Genomic DNA, 16,515 nt, shown 5'->3' on the forward strand with positions numbered 1-16,515 from the left:
GGCGTCGGCCGATCCCCGCAACCCGTAGAGAGCCGGGCGGAGATCGCCTTGGGCGAACCTGCGCATGGCGCACTCGCCGCCTTTCGGATTCCATCGAGTCGCAACGCCAGGAGAGACCGATGGCCCAGGCCGACCCGCCGCTGAAGCGCACGATCAAGAAGCCGCAGCTCCGTCAGATGGTGCCGCTGGCCGACAGCACCATCTGGGAGATGGAGCAGCGGGGTCAGTTCCCCCGGCGGTTCCTGCTGACGCCGCGGTGCGTCGTCTGGGACCTGGCCGAGGTCGAGGCCTGGCTTGCTCTCCGTCGCGCCAAACCCATCCGGCGGGCGCCGCCGCCGGATGTTCGCAAGCGGATTACGCGACCCGTCAGAGCCGCGGATCGAACCGAGGACCGGCCGTTTCCGGGATGACCAGCACGGGCGTGAACGCCCGTCCCGCCTCCCACGCGTCCACCGCGTTCGACCACTCCTGGGCCATGTGCCGACGTTGGGCCTCGAACTCAGCCTTGTTGTAGACCCCGCGCGACGACCGCTCCTCGTGGGCGAGGCTTTTCTCGATCCAGTCCGAGTTGAAGCCCATCTCGTGCAGGAGCGTCGAAGCCGTCCGCCGCAGGTCGTGGACCGTGAAGGGCTCCAGCGGCAGGTCCCGCTCCCGCGCTCGTTCGGCGATCGCCATGGTCACCCGATTGAAGGTCGCCCGCGACATCGGCGCATCGGCGTCATAGCGGGACGGCAGGATGTAGCGGGAGTTTCCGGCGCAGGTTTTCAACGCGATCAGGATGTCGAGCATCTGGGTCGAGAGGTAGACGTTGTGCGGCCGCGATCGCTTCATACGCTCCTTGGGGATCGACCAGACCGCGTTGGCGAAATCGACCTCGTCCCAGACCCCATCCTGGAGCTCGCTCTTCCTGACCATGCTCAGCAGGATGAACTTCAGGCCAAGGCGGATCGTCGGAAGGGTCGCCACCTCCCCCAGCAGGTTCAGCGCGATGCGGATCTCCGTCGGCGACAGCGAACGGTCCCGCGGCCGGAAGGTGGCGATGGAGGCCGGCCCGACCCCGTCTGCGGGGTTCTCGATCTTCTCGCCATGGAGGATGGCGTAGGCGTAGATCTGTTTGACGATGTCCCGGACATGGACGGCCGTCGCCGGCGCCCCTCGATCGACGATCGTCTTGCAGTGGGCCCGCAGGTCGTTCGGGGTGATCTCGTTCAGCAGCCGGTTGCGCCAATGCGGCAGGATTTCCCGGTTGAAGATGGACCGCCGCATGTTGCGGGTGCTGTCCGCCATCGGCGCGTGATCCATCCAGCGCTGGGCCACATGCTCGAAGCTGCGGGCCTGCTGCAGGCGCCGTTTGGCCCGCTGCTTCTCCAGAGCGGGCGAGACGCCTTCGGCGATCATCCGCTTGGCATCGATGACTTTCTCGCGGGCCTTGGCGAGCGACAGGCCCGCCGGCCCATAGGAGCCAAGGGTCACCGACTCTCGCCGCCCGTTGAACCGGTAGTCGTACTTGAATGCGATGCCGCCCTTGGGCGATATCAGCAGGTACAAACCGTCCCTGTCGGTCATTTTGTAAGCTTTTGATTTTGGGCGGATATTCCGCAGTGCGGCGTCGGTAAGCATGCCGTTTTGACTCCAAAAGACCGTCAGGCGCTTTCGAGGTCTTTCGGGATCGTTTTCCTTCGCCAAATCCGTATCTTGGCTCAAAAAAAGACCGTCGGGACTCTCTCGGCCCTCTGACGGTACGGAGCGGAGTCCGGGCGGGCAATGGCGGCGGGACCGTCAGACTGACCGACGCGAACGAAAGCAGCCCCTCGAAAGGTATCGAGAGGCTGCGAAATCATTTATCTTATAAGTCAGTGCTTTAAAGTGACTTTTGAAAGCGCTCCGGAAAGATTCAGAAGGCTCTGAATCATTCCCACTCGATCGTCCCGGGCGGCTTCGACGTCACGTCATAGACAACGCGGTTCACGCCGCGGACCTCGTTGATGATGCGCGTGGCGGTCTTGCCCAGCACATCCCAGGGGAACTGGTAGAAGTCGGCGGTCATGCCGTCGGTCGAGCTGACGGCGCGCAGAGCCAGGACCTTCTCATAGGTGCGGGCGTCGCCCATGACGCCGACGGTCTTGACCGGCAGCAGTACGGCGAAGGCCTGCCAGATGTCGTCGTACAGGCCCGCCTTGCGGATCTCTTCCAGATAGATGGCGTCCGCGTCCTGCAAGGTGGCGACCGCCTCCGGGGTGATCTCGCCCGGGATGCGGATGGCCAGGCCCGGCCCGGGGAACGGGTGGCGGCCTACGAAGGCTTCGCTCAGGCCCAGTTCGCGGCCCAGCGCCCGGACCTCGTCCTTGAACAACTCGCGCAGCGGCTCGACCAGCTTCAGCTTCATATAGTCCGGCAGGCCGCCGACGTTGTGGTGGCTCTTGATCACGTGGGCCTTGCCGCTGGACGACGAGACGCTCTCGATCACGTCCGGATACAGGGTGCCCTGCGCCAGGAACTCAGCGCCCTCGATCTTGGCGGACTCGCGATCGAAGATCTCGATGAACACCCGGCCGATGGTCTTGCGCTTGGTTTCCGGGTCCGACTGGCCGGCCAGCTCGCCGAGGAATTCCTTAGACGCATCAACGTGGATCAGCGGGATGTTGTAGTGCTCGCGGAAGAGGGTCGTGACCTGTTTGGCCTCGTCCTTGCGCAGCAGGCCGGTGTCCACGAAGACGCAGGTCAGCTGGTCGCCAATGGCCTCGTGGATCAGCACCGCAGCGACCGAGGAATCCACGCCGCCCGACAGGCCGCAGATCACCTTGGCGTCGCCGACCTGTTCGCGGATCTGGGCGATCTTCTCGTCGCGATAGGCCGCCATGGTCCAGTCGCCCTTCAGCCCGGCGATGCCGTGGGTGAAGTTCTTCAGCATTTCGTGGCCGCGCGGCGTGTGCATGACTTCCGGATGGAATTGAACGCCGTAGAAGCGTCTCTTCTCATCGGCGATCACCGCATAGGGCGAGCCCGACGACGAGGCGACGACGTCGAAACCTTCGGGGATGGCGACGATCTTGTCGCCGTGGCTCATCCAGACTTCCTCGTCCTCGCCGACCGGAGCCAGACCGGCCAGCAGGGGCGAGGTCTTCTCGACCGTGATCGCCGCGCGACCAAACTCGCGGGTGTGGCCGCCCTCGACCTTGCCGCCCAGCTGTTCGCACATGGTCATTTCGCCGTAGCAGATGCCCAGCACCGGCACGCCCGCCTCGAACACGCCTTGCGGCGCCCGGGGGCTGCCCTCCTCGTGCACGCTCTCCGGTCCGCCCGACAGGATGATCGCCGCCGGGTTCATCGCCGCCATCGCCGCCTCGGCCTTGGCGTAGGGATGGATCTCGCAATAGACGCTCGCCTCGCGCAGGCGCCGCGCGATCAGCTGAGTCACCTGACTGCCGAAGTCAACGATGAGGACTTTCTGGTGGGTCGGCTGGGTCATGCGAGCGATTCCGGGGAGGGCGTGGAATGGGCGGGGTCTTGGCCGTCTGAGACGGCAATAGCAAGGGCGGCGAGGCCGTCGGCCTCCAGCACGGCGATCAGGCGATCCAGCGCCGCCGCCAGGTTCTCGTCGACGTGATGCAGGGTGGACGTCCAGTCCTCCAGCGCCTTCAACTCGGCGCGCCCGTCCGACACCCCGCGCAGGGCCACCAGAGGCAGGCCGAAAGTCTGGCACGACCGCAGCAGGGCGAAGGTCTCCATGTCCACCATGTCGGCCTCGATGGCCTCATAGGCCTTGCCGGAGACAACATTGCCGCCAGTCGAAAGGGTGGCCGTCGGCACGCCGGGGATCGGGCACGGGAGGGGCATCACCGCCGGAAGGTCCAGCAGGGGCGTCTTCCCCTTTTCGAAGCCGAGGGCGCTGGCGTCCATGTCGCGGTAGCCGACCGACCAGGCCTGATAGACCGCCGCATGCTCCAGCGTCGGCGAGCCGCACGAGCCCAGCGACAGCACCAGATCGGGCAGCGCTCCCCTCGCCTCCAGCCGCGCCAGTTCGGCGGTCAGGGCGACGGCGCCTTCCACCGGACCGATGCCGGTCATCAGCGGCTGGATGCGCGCCTTCAGATGGACGCCGTACTCCGCCGGGGCCGCCATGACGCAGAGGACCGAGACGTCGCCGTATCGCTCCATGCGCCAGCCGCCGCTCACGAAGCGCGCTCGTACAGGGCGACGAAGAAGCCGTCGGTGTTCGTGGACGCCGGAGACAGGCGCAGGCGATGTCCGTCCGCCTTCGCCGCCAGCGTCTCGCCGCCCGGGACCGTCAGACCGGCTTCCGATAGGGCCGAGGCCACCGTCACCGACGTGAACTCCGGATGCGCCGCCTCGAAGGCCGTGATGGAGGCCTCGTTCTCGCGGCTCAGCATCGAACATGTCACATAGGCCAGACGCCCGCCCGGCTTCACCAGCTGGGAGGCCTGCGACAGGATGCGGACCTGCAGGGCGTGCAGCCGCTCCACCTCTTCCGGGGTCAGCCGCCACGCATCCTCCGGACGACGACGCCAGGTGCCTGAGCCGCTGCACGGCGCATCGACCAGAACCAGATCGGCCTGACCGTTCAGATCCTCGATGCCGCCGCCGTTCTGGCCCAGCAGGCAGAGGTCGGCCGCCACGCCCGCGCGGGCCAGTCGCGGCCGGATGTTGTCCAGACGCTTTTGCACCACGTCGCAGGCGACCAGCGTGCCCTGCGCCTGCATGGCCTGGGCCAGCGCCAGCGTCTTGCCGCCGCCACCCGCGCAATAGTCGACCACCGTCATGCCCGGCCTGGCGCCCGCCAGCCAGGCGACGATCTGGCTGCCCTCGTCCTGGATTTCGATATGGCCCTGTTTGAAGACCTCCAGCGCCTGCACATTCGGCGGCGGCTCGCTGGGCAGGCGCAGGCCGAAGGTCGAGAAGGGCGTCGGCTCCGGCGCCAGCTCCGCATCCTTCAACTCGGCCTCGACGTCCGAGACGGTCGCCAGCAGGCCGTTGACCCGAAGGTCGATCGGCGCGCGCGGCGCCATCAGCTCGCGGGCTTCTTCCGCCCAGCGGTCGCCGTAGGTCGTCTTGAAGTCCTCGACCACGAACTCGGGCAAACCCGAAGTCACCCAGCCGGGCAGATCACCCTCACCAGCGACGGTCAGGCGCGAGCGCTCCTGTTTCGACAGCGGGCGCGGGCCATAGCCGTCGCCCGAGTGCAGGGCCTCGATCTCGTCCAGCGACAGGCCGTCGATCAGGCTCAGCGAGCCGATCACCAGCGCCCGGCCGTCCTCGCGCCCGCCCATGGCCCAGGCCAGACGGCCGCGCGCGCGCAGCACTTTGTAGACCCGGTCGGCAATGCCCCGCCGATCCTTCGACCCGGCGTAGCGGTTGGCGACGCCCCAGGCCTTCAGGGCGGCTTCGGCGGGCTGACGGCCCTGGGCGATGCTGTCCAGGATCGAGGCGGCGGCGGCGAGGCGGGCGGCTGGGGTCAAGTCAGGTCTTTCAAACGAACAGGGCGGCGATCACCATCACCAGCCCCCCGGTGGCGACCAGCCAGACCAGCGAGCGGACATAGGGAACGCCGAAGGCGTAGAGCGGCAGATAGATCAGCCGCCCGAAGAAATAGAGGTGCGTGCCGAGGAAGGTCAGGGTTCCCCCGTCCTTCCCCGCCACATGCGCCATGAGCACCGCGCCGATGAACAGCGGCAGGGTCTCGAACAGATTGGACTGCGCCCGCATCAGGCGACCGGCCAGCTTGCCCGGCGGCGGATTCTCACCGTCGCGCGGGCCCGCGTTCCACTTCGCCCCCAGCTCGGCGGTGCGGGCCATCCCCGCCGCGCCGATCTGGATCAGGGCCAGGATGAGGGTGAAAGCCAGCAGAATGAATTCAGGCGTCATATCCATGGCTTGCCCTCTCTGGTTCAGCCCTGACGATAGTTCGGAGCCTCGCGCGTGATCATCACGTCATGGACGTGACTCTCGCGAAGCCCCGCCCCCGTAATGCGCACGAAGCGCGCCCGATCCTGGAAGTCCTTGATGGTCCCGGCGCCCACATAGCCCATCGAGGCGCGCAGGCCGCCGACCAGCTGGTGCAGGACGGGGCTGATCGGCCCCTTGTATGGGGTCTGGCCCTCGATGCCCTCGGGCACCAGCTTCTCGGACGACACTTCCTTCTGGAAGTAGCGGTCCGCCGAGCCCGCGCCCATGGCGCCGACCGAGCCCATACCGCGGTACGACTTGTAGCTCCGGCCCTGGTACAGGAACACCTCGCCGGGGCTCTCGTCGGTGCCGGCGAACATCGAGCCCATCATGGCCACATTGGCGCCGGCCGCGATGGCCTTGGCCAGATCGCCCGAATACTTGATCCCGCCATCGGCGATGACCGAGGCGCCGGTGCCCTTGGCCGCGCGGGCCGAGTCCATCACGGCGGTCAGCTGCGGCACGCCCACGCCCGCGACGATGCGGGTGGTGCAGATCGAGCCCGGACCGATGCCGACCTTCACCGCATCGGCGCCCGCGTCGATCAGGGCGCGGGTGGCGTCATAGGTGGCGACGTTGCCGGCGATGATCTGCAGGCGGTTGTTCTCGCGCTTGATGCGCTCGACCACGGCGGCGACTGAGGCCGAGTGACCGTGGGCGGTGTCGATCACCACCACATCGCAACCGGCGTCGGCCAGCGCCATCGCCCGCTCGAAGCCGGAATCGCCGACCGTCGAGGCGGCGCCGACCAGCAGGCGGCCCTGCTCGTCCTTGGCGGCGTTCGGGAAGGCCTGGGCCTTCTCGATGTCCTTCATCGTGATCAGGCCGACAGCCCGATAATCCTCGTCCACCACGATGACCCGCTCGATCTTGCGGGTCCGCAGCAGTTCGCGGGCTTCCTCGCGGCTCGCGCCTTCGCGCACCGTGATCAGGTCGCCCGTGGTCATCAGGGCCGCGGCCTTGATGGTCGGATCGCTCTCGAACCGCATGTCGCGGTTGGTCAGCATGCCGACCAGCTTGCCCGTCTTAGGATCGACGACCGGGAAGCCGGTGATCTTCTTGCGCTCGACGATCTGGCGAACCTCGCCCAGCGTCGTCTCCGGCCCGACGGTCACCGGATTCACCACCATGCCGCTTTCATAGCGCTTCACGGCGCGGACCTGTTCGGCCTGCTCCTCGATGGTCATGTTCCGGTGCAGCACGCCCAGACCGCCGGCCTGCGCCATCGCAATGGCCAGACGGCTTTCGGTCACCGTGTCCATGGCGGACGACAGCAGCGGGATGTTCAGTCTGATGTCGCGGGTCAGCTGGGTCGAGACATCGACCATCGCCGGCATGAACTCGGACGCGCCGGGTTCGAGCAAAACATCATCGAAGGTGAAGCCTTCGCGTATCTCCATGAGGAGTCTCCGTTTTGCGGGCCGCGTATAACCGCAGCGGGGGCGGAACCGCAAGGCCTGCTGACGCCCTATTGGACTGATAAGAAAAATTGCCTTGCGTCGCGGGGCGTTAGACCCAATCTGGCGATAATGGTTCGCATCTTGCTCACCACGGCCCGCCAGCTCGCGCTCAAGATCGCGAGCTATGGCGTGATGCACCTCGTGGTCGCCATCCTGGTGGCCTTCGCCATCACGCGCGACTGGCGGCTGGCGTTGGCGGTCGGGGTGGTCGAGCCCTTCTTCCAGACCATCGCCTATTCGATCCACGACCGGGTCTGGCACCGGATCGAGCGCCGCCGGATGCTGTCCGGCGTCGAGGAGGCGTCCGAGGCCTTCACCGCCCGCCTGGGCGTCATGAACCCCGAAGAGCAGAGCCGCGCCCACGGTCATCACGGCCATGGCCACCACGGGCACAGCCACGCCCTGCCCCGTTCGCTGAAGCAGATCGCGCTGAAGTCGATGACCTACGGCGCCATGCATTTCACCGTCGCGGTGCTGGTCGCCTTCGCCCTGACGCGGGACATCCGCATCGCCCTGGCCATCGGTCTGGTCGAGCCGCTGGTGCAGACGGTCTTCTTCACCCTGCACGACCGCATCTGGACCGGCATCGAGGCCCGCAAGGCCCGGCGAGCGGCGGAGAAGCTGGCCTCCGCCTAGCGCTTGTTCAGCGCCACCAGGAACACCTCGGCGCTGTCCTTGCGGCTCGATTCCGGCTTCACATACTTCACCGTCTCGAACTCCTCGCGCAGGCGCGCCAGGACGCCGCCGGCGTCACCGCCCTGGAAATTCTTGGACACGAAATTCCCGCCCGGCCGCAGGGTGCGAATCGCGAAGTCGGCGGCGATCTCGATCAGGGCGATGATCTTCAGGTGGTCCGTCTTGCGGTGGCCGACCGTGTTGTGGGCCATGTCGGACAGCACCAGATCGGGCGGCCCGCCCAGCAGGTCCATCATCTGCTGATCCACGCCCGGATGGGTGAAGTCGGCCTGGATCAGTTCCGCGCCCGGGACAGGCTCGATCGGCAGCAGGTCCACGCCCACCACCGCCTTGGCCCCGCGCTTCAGCGCCACCTGCACCCAGCCGCCCGGCGCCGCGCCCAGGTCGATCACCCGGCTGCCCGGCCGGATCAGGCGGAACCGGTCGTCGATCTCGATCAGCTTGAAGGCCGCACGCGAACGCCAGCCCTCGGCCCGCGCCTTCTCGGACCATTTGTCCGACAGCTGGCGCTTGATCCACTGCTGGCTGGACATCGACTTGGTGTCCGCCGTCTTCATCTTGGTGCCCATGCCGCGCCCGGCGGCCGTGCCGCCCGAGGGGGGACGCACCATTCTGCGGCGTTCGGCGGGCTTTTCGTCTTCACTCATGACACCCACATAGCCGCGACAGCGTTTGCGGGCTATGACCCCGCGATATTTCAAAGGAGCGCGCCCATGGCCGAAACCCTCACCCTGACTCTCGACAACGGCGACGGTGCCGGCGGCGACGTCGTGATCAAGCTGCGTTCGGACCTGGCGCCGAACCACGTCAAGCAGATCACCGACCTGGCGTCGGAAGGCTTCTACGACGGCGTCGTCTTCCACCGCGTGATCCCGGGCTTCATGGCCCAGGGCGGCGATCCGACCGGCACCGGCACCGGCGGCTCCAAGAAGCCGAACATCAAGCAGGAGTTCTCGGCCGAGCCGCACACCCGCGGCGCCGTGTCGATGGCCCGCACCTCGGACCCGAACTCGGCCAACAGCCAGTTCTTCATCGTCTTCGACGACGCCACCTTCCTGGACCGCCAGTACACCGTCTGGGGCAACGTCATCGAGGGCATGGAACACGTCGACGCCCTTCCGAAGGGCGAGCCGCCGCGCGCTCCGGGCAAGATCGTCAAGGCCACGGTGGCCTGATCATGATCTCCGGTGCGGTTCGTGATGCGCTGATCGCGCGCTACAGCGAACCGCACCGGCGCTATCACGCGATGGCGCATATCGAGGACTGCCTGACCCAGATCCGGGCCTCGACCGACCTGACCGCCGACCAGCGCGACCTGCTGGAGACCGCGATCTGGTTCCACGACGCGATCTACGACCCCACCCGAAACGATAACGAAGCCGCCAGCGCCGTTCTGGCGCGCGAGCAACTGTCCGCTGACGGCGCCGATCCGGCCTTTGTCGCCGAGGTCGAGCGGCTGATCCTGCTGACGGCGGGCCATTCGGTCGGCGACGGCGACGCCCTGGGCGCCCGTCTCGTCTCCATCGACCTGTCGATCCTCGGCTCCGAGCCCGACCGCTACGACGCCTACGCCCGCGCCATCCGCGAGGAGTACGCCCACGTCCCCGAGCCGCTGTATCGCGCCGGCCGCGCGGCGATCATGGGCCGCTTTCTGGAAAGCCCGGCGCTCTACGCCGATCCGGCCTGGGCGGAGCGGTATGAGGCGCAGGCCCGCGCCAACATCGCGCGCGAGATCGCCGAGCTCACGGCCTGAAAGCGAAAGGGCCGCCCTACCGGACGGCCCTTCGTTCTACTCGATCTCCACCACCTCGACCCGCGGTCCGTTCAGGACCAGGGCGATCTCGCCCCGCTTCAGCTTCAGCGCGTCCTCGCCGAACAGCTGACGGCGCCAGCCCTTCAGGGCCTCGACATTGGCGTTGTCGTCCAGCGCGATCTTCTCGAGATCGGCGACATTGGCGATCAGCTTGGTGGCCACGCCGGCGTTATCGCTCTTGGCCTTCAGCAGCACCTTCAGCAGTTCCACCACAGACGGCGGCGCCGGCTGGTTGTGCGCCGGGCGCTCCAGCTTGGGCGCATGGGCCTCCGGATCGGCCATCACGCGCTTCAGCTCGGCGATCAGCTCCAGACCCAGCCGCGAGGCGCCGAAGCCCTTGGGCACCGAGCGCAGGCGGTTGAAGGCGTCCGGGTCCAGCGGCGCCTGGGCGGCGATCTCGTCGATGGCCTCGTCCTTCAGGATGCGGCCGCGCGGCTGATCGCGTTCCTGCGCCGCCCGCTCACGCCAGATCGCGGTCGCCACGAAGGGCGCCAGGTATTTGGCCGAGAATTTCTTCGGTTTCAGGCGCTTCCACGCCTTCTCCGGATCGGTGTTGTAGAGTTCGGGGTCGGTCAGGTCGCCCATCTCGGCCGTCACCCACTCCAGACGGCCGTCCTTCTGCAGGCGGTCGCGCAGCTTGGGATACAGGGCCGCCAGATGGGTCACGTCGCCCAGCGCATAGACCAACTGGGCCTCCGACAGCGGACGCCGCGCCCAGTCGGTGAAGCGGCTGCCCTTGTCGACTTCCTGCCGGATCATCTGGCGGACCAGCGCCTCATAGGAGACCTGATCGCCGAATCCGGCGGCCATGGCGGCCACCTGGGTGTCGAACATCGGCTTGGGCATGGCGCCCAGTTTCACGAAGATCTCCACGTCCTGACGGGCGGCGTGGAAGACCTTCAGAATCGATTCGTCGCGCAGGAGCTCCAGGAAGGGCTCCAGATCCAGCCCCTCGGCCAGTGGATCGATGATCGCGGCGTCCTTGGGCGAAGCGGCCTGGATCAGGCACAGCTTGGGCCAGTACGTCGTCTCCCGCATGAATTCGGTGTCGACGGTGATGAAGGGCTCGGTGGCCAGACGCGCGCAGAACTCGCGCAGCGCCTCGGTGGTGGTGATCGGCGTCATTCGGATGCTATAGCCCCCCGCGCGCCCGTTGTGGCAAGAGCCGCAGCATATTTCCGCCCACTGATTCAGGCCCGTGACCGATGAGCGACACTTCCGACAGCCTCAAGAACGGCCTGACCTATGCGGATGCGGGGGTCGACATCGACGCCGGCGAGATGCTGGTCGAGCATATCAAGCCGCTGGCCAAGTCCACGGCCCGCCCCGGATCGGAGCCTTCGCTGGGCGGTTTCGGCGCCCTGTTCGACCTCAAGGCCGCCGGTTTTGAAGATCCGCTGATCGTCACCACCACGGACGGCGTCGGCACCAAGCTGAAGATCGCCATCGAAACCGGCCGCCACGACGGCGTCGGCGTCGATCTGGTCGCCATGTGCGTCAACGACCTGCTGGCCCAGGGCGCCGAGCCCCTGCTGTTCCTCGACTACTACGCCACCGGCAAGCTCGAGATCGACGCGGCCCGTCGCGTCGTCGCCGGCATCGCCGAAGGCTGCCGCCAGGCCGGCGCCGCCCTGGTGGGCGGCGAAACCGCCGAAATGCCGGGCATGTACTCGGGCGGCGACTATGACCTCGCGGGCTTCAGCCTCGGCGCCGTCGAGCGCGGTCAGGCCCTGCCCTATCTGGACCGCCAGCAGGCGGGCGACCTGATCATCGGCATCGGCTCGTCCGGTCCGCACTCCAACGGCTATTCGCTGATCCGCAAGGTGGTCGAGAAGTCCGGCCTGTCGTGGGCCGATGACGCGCCCTTCGCCAAGGACCGCTCGCTGGCCCAGGCCCTGATGGAGCCGACCCGCATCTATGTGAAGCCGGTCCTGCCGCTGATGAAGGCCGGTCTGGTCAAGGGCGCGGCCCACATCACCGGCGGCGGTCTGATCGAGAACCCGCCGCGCTGCATCGCCGAGGGCCTGCAGGCGAAGTTCGACTGGGACGCCTGGCCGATGCCGAAGGTCTTCCAGTGGCTGGGCGAGGTCGGCGGCATCTCGGATCACGAGCTGCGCCGCACCTTCAACTGTGGCGTCGGCTTCATCCTGATCGTCGCGCCGGAAGACGCCGAACCGGTTCTGGCCGCCCTGCTCAACGTGGGCGAGGTCGCCTTCGTCTGCGGCCAGCTCGAAGCCGCCTGAACCGCGCGAAAGGCCCGGCGATGACATCCTCCCCGCCGCGCCCGACCCGTGTCGCTGTCCTGATCTCCGGGGCCGGTTCCAACATGGCCGCCCTGATCGACGCCGCGCAGAAGCCCGGCGCGCCGTTCGAGGTGGCGCTGGTGATCTCCAACAAGCCCACCGCGGGCGGACTGGCGATCGCCCAGGCCAAGGGCGTGCAGACGCTGGTGGTGAATCATCGCCTCCACGGCGAGAATCGCGAGGCGCATGAGCGCGCCATCGACGCCGCCCTGATGGAGCACCGGATCGATGTGGTGGCGCTGGCGGGCTACATGCGCCTGCTGACGCCCTTCCTCGTCCGGCTGTGGGCGGCGCGGATGATCAACATCCACCCCAGCCTGCTGCCGAAATATCCGGGGCTGGACACCCACGCCCGCGCCATCGCGGCGGGCGACGCCGAGGCCGGCTGCACCGTCCATCTGGTCACCGAAGGCGTCGATGAAGGCCCGGTTCTGGATCACGAGACGGTGCCGGTCCTGCCCATGGACACACCGGAAAGCCTGGCCCAGCGGGTGCTGGTGGCGGAACACAAACTCTATCCGCGCGCGCTCGCCGACTTCTGTCGCGGACTGCAGCTTTCCTGACATGACAACGGCCCCGGCGATCGCTCACCGGGGCCGTTCTTCATTCTGCGCCGTTTAGCGCGGACGCTGCGGGGTGGTGGCGGCGCCGGCCACCGCGCCGATGGCCGCGCCGGCGACCGTCGCACCGGTGTCGCCGCCGATGGCCTGACCGGCGACCGCGCCGCCGATGGCGCCGGTGGCGGCGCGTTGTTCCATGGTGGTGCCACAGGCGGCCAGCAGGCCGACGACGGCGATCACGGGGGTCAGCTTCAGAATCGTTTTCATGGTTCTGTTCCTTGGGAGAGAAAGACCCTCTGAAAACGGCGCAGGTCTGCGTCCGGTTCCGGACAGGCCGCAATCGTCCGTTAGGGCAAGGCTGTCAGGGTCGGGGCCATGACAGCCGCCCGACGCGACTTTCCACTCTGGACGCCCCTTGCCGGCGCCCTTTCCGGCCTTGGCCTGATGATCCCCGTGTGGCTGGTCTTCGGCTTCTGGGCCGGCTGGGTCATGGCCGAGGACTCAGGCCAGATCGGCTGGGCGATCCTGACCGTGCCCGCCGGGCCGGTCATCATCCTGCCGCTGCTCGCGTCGTTCGCGCCCGTCATCGCTTTCGCGGCCCTGCTCTGGGCTCTGCTGGCGTTGATCCTGAACCTGTTCCTGCGCCCCACCGACAAGATGCTGATCGGGAGTCTGCAGGGCCTCGCCTGCGGCGTGGCGCCCGCCCTGGTCGTCGCGGCGCGGGCCTCGAACAGCGATGGAGGCGGACTGCAAGAGGGACTGGGCTCGGCCCTGCCGTCCTTCCTGCCGCAGCCGTCGGTCCTTCTGCTGCTCCTGTGCCTGATCGCCGGGGGCTTCGCCGGCATGACGGTGGCGGGCATCGTCGCCGTGCGTCGCCGCCCCGTCTGAAGACCTGACCCGAAATGCAAAACGGCCGGACCCTTTCAGGTCCGGCCGTCGCATCAGTCGCCGAAGCGACGTCGGATTTAGCCGACGATCTGGTCTTCGGTGAAGAACTGGGCGATCTCGATGCCCGCGTTCTCCAGGCTGTCCGAGCCGTGGACCGAGTTTTCACCGATCGACAGGGCGAATTGCTTGCGGATGGTGCCTTCGGCGGCCTGTTCCGGGTTGGTGGCGCCCATGACTTCGCGGTAGGCGGCGACGGCGTTCGGGCCTTCCAGCACCTGAACGACGACCGGCTCGGCGGTCATCTGCTCGACCAGCTCGCCGTAGAACGGGCGCTCGGCGTGCACTTCGTAGAATTTCTTGGCCTGGTCGGTCGACAGCTTGACGCGGCGTTGGGCGACGATGCGCAGGCCGGCGCCTTCGATCACGGCGTTGATGGCGCCGGTCAGGTTGCGGCGGGTGGCGTCCGGCTTGATGATCGAGAAGGTGCGTTCGGTCATGGGATGACTTCTGGTTTGGGAGATTGAAGGTCGCGGGCTTATAGACGCGACCTCCCCGGTTTCCAACCGCCTCACAATTTTGCCTCGATCGCTCCCGTCTCGCGGGAGTGACGCGAAGAACGACGTACCGATGCTGCAGATCAACCGCCTGACCCTCAACGCCTGGGGCCGTTCGTTCCTCGACGACGCCTCCGTCAGCCTGCCGCCGGGCGCCAAGGTCGGTCTGGTCGGCCGCAACGGCATCGGCAAGTCGACCCTGTTCAAGGTCATCCTCGGCGAACTGGTCGCGGGCGGCGATGAGGTCTCCCTGCCCAAGACCGCCCGCATCGGCTCGGTCGATCAGGAGCACCCGGCCACCCCCGTCTCCGTGCTGGAGACGATTCTGGAGGCCGACGTCGAGCGCCACGATTTGCTCACCCGCCTCGAGACCGCCGAGCCGGAGGAGATGGGCGAAATCTGGGGCCGCCTGATCGAGATCGACGCCGACGCCGCCCCGGCCAAGGCCTCCGAAATCCTCGTCGGCCTGGGCTTCTCCCAGGAAGACATCCACCGCCCCATGGCCCATTTCTCGGGCGGCTGGCGGATGCGCGTGGCTCTGGCCGCGGCCCTGTTCGCCGAGCCGGACATGCTGCTGCTCGACGAACCGACCAACTACCTCGATCTGGAAGGCGCCCTGTGGCTTGAGGCCCGCCTGAAGAAATATCCGGCGACGGCCCTGATCATCTCCCACGACCGCGAGATGCTGAACGAGGTCTGCACCCACATCCTGCACCTCTCGAACCGCAAGCTGGACCTCTACACCGGCAACTACGACACCTTCGAAAAGACGCGGGCCGAGAAGCTGCGCCTGATGGCGGCGACCCAGTCCAAGCAGGAGGCCGAGCGCGCCCACCTCCAGAAATTCATCGACCGCTTCAAGGCCAAGGCCTCCAAGGCCACCCAGGCCCAGTCGCGCGTCAAGAAGCTGGAGAAGATGGAGCGGATCGAGCTGCCGCCCGAGGAGCGCGTCGCGCCCTTCGTCCTGCCCTCGCCCGAACGTCCCCTGCCCCCGCCCCTGATCCGGCTGGAGAAGGCCAATGTCGGCTATGAGCCGGGCAAGCCGATCCTGCGCAATCTCAACCTACGGATGGACCTGGACGACCGCATCGGCCTGCTGGGCGTCAACGGCGCCGGCAAGTCGACCTTCGCCAAGCTCATCGCCAAGGCCCTGACGGTCGAGACCGGCGAGTTCCACCGCGACGGCAAGATGCGCGTGGGCTGGTTCCACCAGCACCAGATCGAGGCGATGGACCCGACCGACACCCCGCTGGAGATCATCCGCCGGGCCATGCCGGAAGCGTCGGAATCCAGCCGCCGCTCGAAGCTGGCCCAGTTCGGCCTGCCCTTCCAGAAGCAGGAGACCACGGTCGCCAGCCTGTCCGGAGGCGAGCGCGCCCGCCTGCTGCTCAATCTGGTGGCGATGGACTCGCCCCATATCCTGATCCTCGACGAACCGACCAACCACCTCGACATCGACAGCCGCCGGGCCCTGCTCGACGCCCTGAACGAGTACACCGGCGCCGTCATCCTGATCACCCACGACCGCTCGCTGATGGAACTGGTCGCCGACCGCCTGTGGCTGGCCGCCGACGGCACCGTGACCCCGTTTGAGGGCGACATGGATGACTACGCCAAATTCGTCCTCGACCGCGCCAAACAGGCCGGGATGAAGCCGTCGCAGGTGAAGCATGAACCGGCGGCGGAAGCCGCTCCGGCCGCCGCCTCTCCCGCCCCCAAGGCCCAGCAGAAGAAGGGCGGGCCGTCGCCGTCCACGCTGCGCCATGCGGTCAAGAAAGCTGAGGAGAAGATGACTCAATTGGCGGCTGATCTCAGCCGTCTCGACGACGACCTCGCCAACGCCGCCGCCACCGATCCGAAGAAGCTGGAAGGCCTCAGCCGCTCTCGCGCGAAAACCCAGGCCGACCTCGACGCCGCCGAGGCCGCCTGGATGGAGGCCGAGGAAGCCCTCGCCGAGGCCACCGCGTGAAGCCCGTCGAGCCAATCAAATTTTCGAAGGAAGAGATGCGCGACATGGTCCGCCGCGTGCAGGACTATTTCGACGCCGAGCTGGATCAGGAACTGCCCGCCCTCCCCGCCGAAATGCTGATCGAGTTCTTCGGCCGCGAGGTCGGCAGCTATTTCTACAATCGCGGCCTCCGCGACGCCCAGACCGTCTTCACCGCCAAGGCCGAAGACGTCGCCGACCTCATCTACGGCCTCGAACAGAAGCCGGGCGGGCGGTAATGTTCATCTAACGCGAATCTCCGGATGCTCCATACAACCTGAAGGAGCCAT

The 16,515-nt window shown here is 67.3% G+C and carries 19 protein-coding genes; 9 read left to right on the forward strand and 10 right to left on the reverse strand.

Translation table 11 applies throughout. The annotated features are described in order from the left end of the window. Window positions 1-119 precede the first annotated feature (119 nt). Window positions 120-410 (forward strand): helix-turn-helix transcriptional regulator, encoded by a 291-nt coding sequence (locus ACFQQC_RS14850; protein WP_376863262.1) that lies wholly within the window; start codon window positions 120-122, stop codon window positions 408-410. Here the strand turns inward: ACFQQC_RS14850 and ACFQQC_RS14855 are convergent. The 6 genes from ACFQQC_RS14855 to guaB form a co-directional block, all read right to left on the reverse strand. Further along, window positions 367-1,620 (reverse strand): tyrosine-type recombinase/integrase, encoded by a 1,254-nt coding sequence (locus tag ACFQQC_RS14855; RefSeq protein WP_376863761.1) that lies wholly within the window; start codon window positions 1,618-1,620, stop codon window positions 367-369. The two genes, ACFQQC_RS14850 and ACFQQC_RS14855, sit on opposite strands and share 44 nt — an antisense overlap. A 289-nt stretch (window positions 1,621-1,909) precedes the next feature. Then, on the reverse strand, window positions 1,910-3,469 hold the full coding sequence (gene guaA, locus ACFQQC_RS14860) for a glutamine-hydrolyzing GMP synthase (protein WP_376863263.1): 1,560 nt from the start codon (window positions 3,467-3,469) through the stop codon (window positions 1,910-1,912). Beyond that, the gene (locus ACFQQC_RS14865) at window positions 3,466-4,176 is read right to left on the reverse strand and encodes a 5'-methylthioadenosine/S-adenosylhomocysteine nucleosidase (protein WP_376863264.1); all 711 of its coding nucleotides are present in this window, start codon (window positions 4,174-4,176) and stop codon (window positions 3,466-3,468) included. The genes guaA and ACFQQC_RS14865 overlap by 4 nt, the downstream gene beginning before the upstream one ends. Further along, window positions 4,173-5,477 (reverse strand): RsmB/NOP family class I SAM-dependent RNA methyltransferase, encoded by a 1,305-nt coding sequence (locus ACFQQC_RS14870; protein WP_376863265.1) that lies wholly within the window; start codon window positions 5,475-5,477, stop codon window positions 4,173-4,175. The genes ACFQQC_RS14865 and ACFQQC_RS14870 overlap by 4 nt, the downstream gene beginning before the upstream one ends. Before the next feature lie 10 nt (window positions 5,478-5,487). Then, window positions 5,488-5,889 (reverse strand): MAPEG family protein, encoded by a 402-nt coding sequence (locus ACFQQC_RS14875; RefSeq protein ID WP_376863266.1) that lies wholly within the window; start codon window positions 5,887-5,889, stop codon window positions 5,488-5,490. Between the two features lie 17 nt (window positions 5,890-5,906). Next, a complete protein-coding gene (gene guaB / locus ACFQQC_RS14880; protein ID WP_376863267.1) occupies window positions 5,907-7,364 on the reverse strand; it encodes an IMP dehydrogenase in 1,458 nt (485 codons plus the stop codon). Window positions 7,365-7,493: 129 nt separating this feature from the next. Here guaB and ACFQQC_RS14885 point away from each other — a divergent pair, with 129 nt between their 5' ends. Further along, window positions 7,494-8,060, forward strand: coding sequence for a DUF2061 domain-containing protein (locus tag ACFQQC_RS14885; protein ID WP_376863268.1), 567 nt, complete (start codon window positions 7,494-7,496; stop codon window positions 8,058-8,060). On the opposite strand, the gene ACFQQC_RS14890 is transcribed toward ACFQQC_RS14885, so the two are convergent. Continuing rightward, a complete protein-coding gene (locus tag ACFQQC_RS14890) occupies window positions 8,057-8,767 on the reverse strand; it encodes an RlmE family RNA methyltransferase (protein WP_376863269.1) in 711 nt (236 codons plus the stop codon). The two genes, ACFQQC_RS14885 and ACFQQC_RS14890, sit on opposite strands and share 4 nt — an antisense overlap. Window positions 8,768-8,833: 66 nt before the next feature. Between ACFQQC_RS14890 and ACFQQC_RS14895 the strand changes: the two genes are divergently transcribed. Then, window positions 8,834-9,295, forward strand: a complete 462-nt coding sequence (locus ACFQQC_RS14895; protein WP_376863270.1) for a peptidylprolyl isomerase — start codon at window positions 8,834-8,836, stop codon at window positions 9,293-9,295. Between the two features lie 2 nt (window positions 9,296-9,297). Then, entirely contained in the window at window positions 9,298-9,873 is a 576-nt protein-coding gene (locus tag ACFQQC_RS14900) for a phosphohydrolase (RefSeq protein WP_376863271.1), read from the forward strand. Between the two features lie 36 nt (window positions 9,874-9,909). Here the strand turns inward: ACFQQC_RS14900 and rnd are convergent, their stop codons facing one another. After that, window positions 9,910-11,058: a ribonuclease D gene (gene rnd, locus ACFQQC_RS14905; protein ID WP_376863272.1), complete on the reverse strand. Its 1,149-nt coding sequence runs from the start codon at window positions 11,056-11,058 to the stop codon at window positions 9,910-9,912. A gap of 80 nt (window positions 11,059-11,138) precedes the next feature. On the opposite strand from rnd, the gene purM reads away from it, so the two are divergent. Both purM and purN read left to right on the forward strand, forming a co-directional pair. Further along, window positions 11,139-12,176 carry a phosphoribosylformylglycinamidine cyclo-ligase gene (gene purM, locus ACFQQC_RS14910; protein WP_376863274.1) on the forward strand — a complete coding sequence of 346 codons (1,038 nt, stop codon included), beginning with the start codon at window positions 11,139-11,141 and terminating at the stop codon, window positions 12,174-12,176. 20 nt (window positions 12,177-12,196) lie between these two features. Beyond that, entirely contained in the window at window positions 12,197-12,799 is a 603-nt protein-coding gene (purN, locus tag ACFQQC_RS14915; protein ID WP_376863275.1) for a phosphoribosylglycinamide formyltransferase, read from the forward strand. Window positions 12,800-12,853: 54 nt separating this feature from the next. Here purN and ACFQQC_RS14920 read toward each other — a convergent pair whose 3' ends face one another. Next, window positions 12,854-13,063 (reverse strand): glycine zipper 2TM domain-containing protein, encoded by a 210-nt coding sequence (locus ACFQQC_RS14920; RefSeq protein WP_376863276.1) that lies wholly within the window; start codon window positions 13,061-13,063, stop codon window positions 12,854-12,856. Between the two features lie 108 nt (window positions 13,064-13,171). On the opposite strand from ACFQQC_RS14920, the gene ACFQQC_RS14925 reads away from it, so the two are divergent. Further along, window positions 13,172-13,684 (forward strand): hypothetical protein, encoded by a 513-nt coding sequence (locus ACFQQC_RS14925; protein WP_376863277.1) that lies wholly within the window; start codon window positions 13,172-13,174, stop codon window positions 13,682-13,684. A 77-nt stretch (window positions 13,685-13,761) separates the two neighbouring features. Here the strand turns inward: ACFQQC_RS14925 and ndk are convergent, their stop codons facing one another. Beyond that, the gene (gene ndk / locus ACFQQC_RS14930; protein WP_343793486.1) at window positions 13,762-14,181 is read right to left on the reverse strand and encodes a nucleoside-diphosphate kinase; all 420 of its coding nucleotides are present in this window, start codon (window positions 14,179-14,181) and stop codon (window positions 13,762-13,764) included. A 130-nt stretch (window positions 14,182-14,311) separates the two neighbouring features. Here ndk and ACFQQC_RS14935 point away from each other — a divergent pair, with 130 nt between their 5' ends. Further along, complete coding sequence (locus tag ACFQQC_RS14935; RefSeq protein WP_376863278.1) at window positions 14,312-16,207, forward strand: ABC-F family ATP-binding cassette domain-containing protein; 1,896 nt, start codon at window positions 14,312-14,314, stop codon at window positions 16,205-16,207. Beyond that, window positions 16,204-16,464, forward strand: coding sequence for a DUF2164 domain-containing protein (locus ACFQQC_RS14940; RefSeq protein ID WP_376863279.1), 261 nt, complete (start codon window positions 16,204-16,206; stop codon window positions 16,462-16,464). The genes ACFQQC_RS14935 and ACFQQC_RS14940 overlap by 4 nt, the downstream gene beginning before the upstream one ends. The last annotated feature ends 51 nt before the right edge of the window (window positions 16,465-16,515 follow it).

It is taken from the genome of Brevundimonas sp. GCM10030266, from assembly GCF_042666595.1.
GTDB lineage: Bacteria > Pseudomonadota > Alphaproteobacteria > Caulobacterales > Caulobacteraceae > Brevundimonas.

Coding starts and splice junctions, on each gene's coding strand:
- ACFQQC_RS14850 (WP_376863262.1), top strand. CDS start 120: ATGGCCCAGGCCGACCCGCCGCTGAAGCGCACGATCAAGAAGCCGCAG.
- ACFQQC_RS14855 (WP_376863761.1), bottom strand. CDS start 1,620: ATGCTTACCGACGCCGCACTGCGGAATATCCGCCCAAAATCAAAAGCT.
- guaA (WP_376863263.1), bottom strand. CDS start 3,469: ATGACCCAGCCGACCCACCAGAAAGTCCTCATCGTTGACTTCGGCAGT.
- ACFQQC_RS14875 (WP_376863266.1), bottom strand. CDS start 5,889: ATGGATATGACGCCTGAATTCATTCTGCTGGCTTTCACCCTCATCCTG.
- guaB (WP_376863267.1), bottom strand. CDS start 7,364: ATGGAGATACGCGAAGGCTTCACCTTCGATGATGTTTTGCTCGAACCC.
- ACFQQC_RS14885 (WP_376863268.1), top strand. CDS start 7,494: ATGGTTCGCATCTTGCTCACCACGGCCCGCCAGCTCGCGCTCAAGATC.
- ACFQQC_RS14890 (WP_376863269.1), bottom strand. CDS start 8,767: ATGAGTGAAGACGAAAAGCCCGCCGAACGCCGCAGAATGGTGCGTCCC.
- ACFQQC_RS14895 (WP_376863270.1), top strand. CDS start 8,834: ATGGCCGAAACCCTCACCCTGACTCTCGACAACGGCGACGGTGCCGGC.
- ACFQQC_RS14900 (WP_376863271.1), top strand. CDS start 9,298: ATGATCTCCGGTGCGGTTCGTGATGCGCTGATCGCGCGCTACAGCGAA.
- rnd (WP_376863272.1), bottom strand. CDS start 11,058: ATGACGCCGATCACCACCACCGAGGCGCTGCGCGAGTTCTGCGCGCGT.
- purM (WP_376863274.1), top strand. CDS start 11,139: ATGAGCGACACTTCCGACAGCCTCAAGAACGGCCTGACCTATGCGGAT.
- purN (WP_376863275.1), top strand. CDS start 12,197: ATGACATCCTCCCCGCCGCGCCCGACCCGTGTCGCTGTCCTGATCTCC.
- ACFQQC_RS14920 (WP_376863276.1), bottom strand. CDS start 13,063: ATGAAAACGATTCTGAAGCTGACCCCCGTGATCGCCGTCGTCGGCCTG.
- ACFQQC_RS14925 (WP_376863277.1), top strand. CDS start 13,172: ATGACAGCCGCCCGACGCGACTTTCCACTCTGGACGCCCCTTGCCGGC.
- ndk (WP_343793486.1), bottom strand. CDS start 14,181: ATGACCGAACGCACCTTCTCGATCATCAAGCCGGACGCCACCCGCCGC.
- ACFQQC_RS14935 (WP_376863278.1), top strand. CDS start 14,312: ATGCTGCAGATCAACCGCCTGACCCTCAACGCCTGGGGCCGTTCGTTC.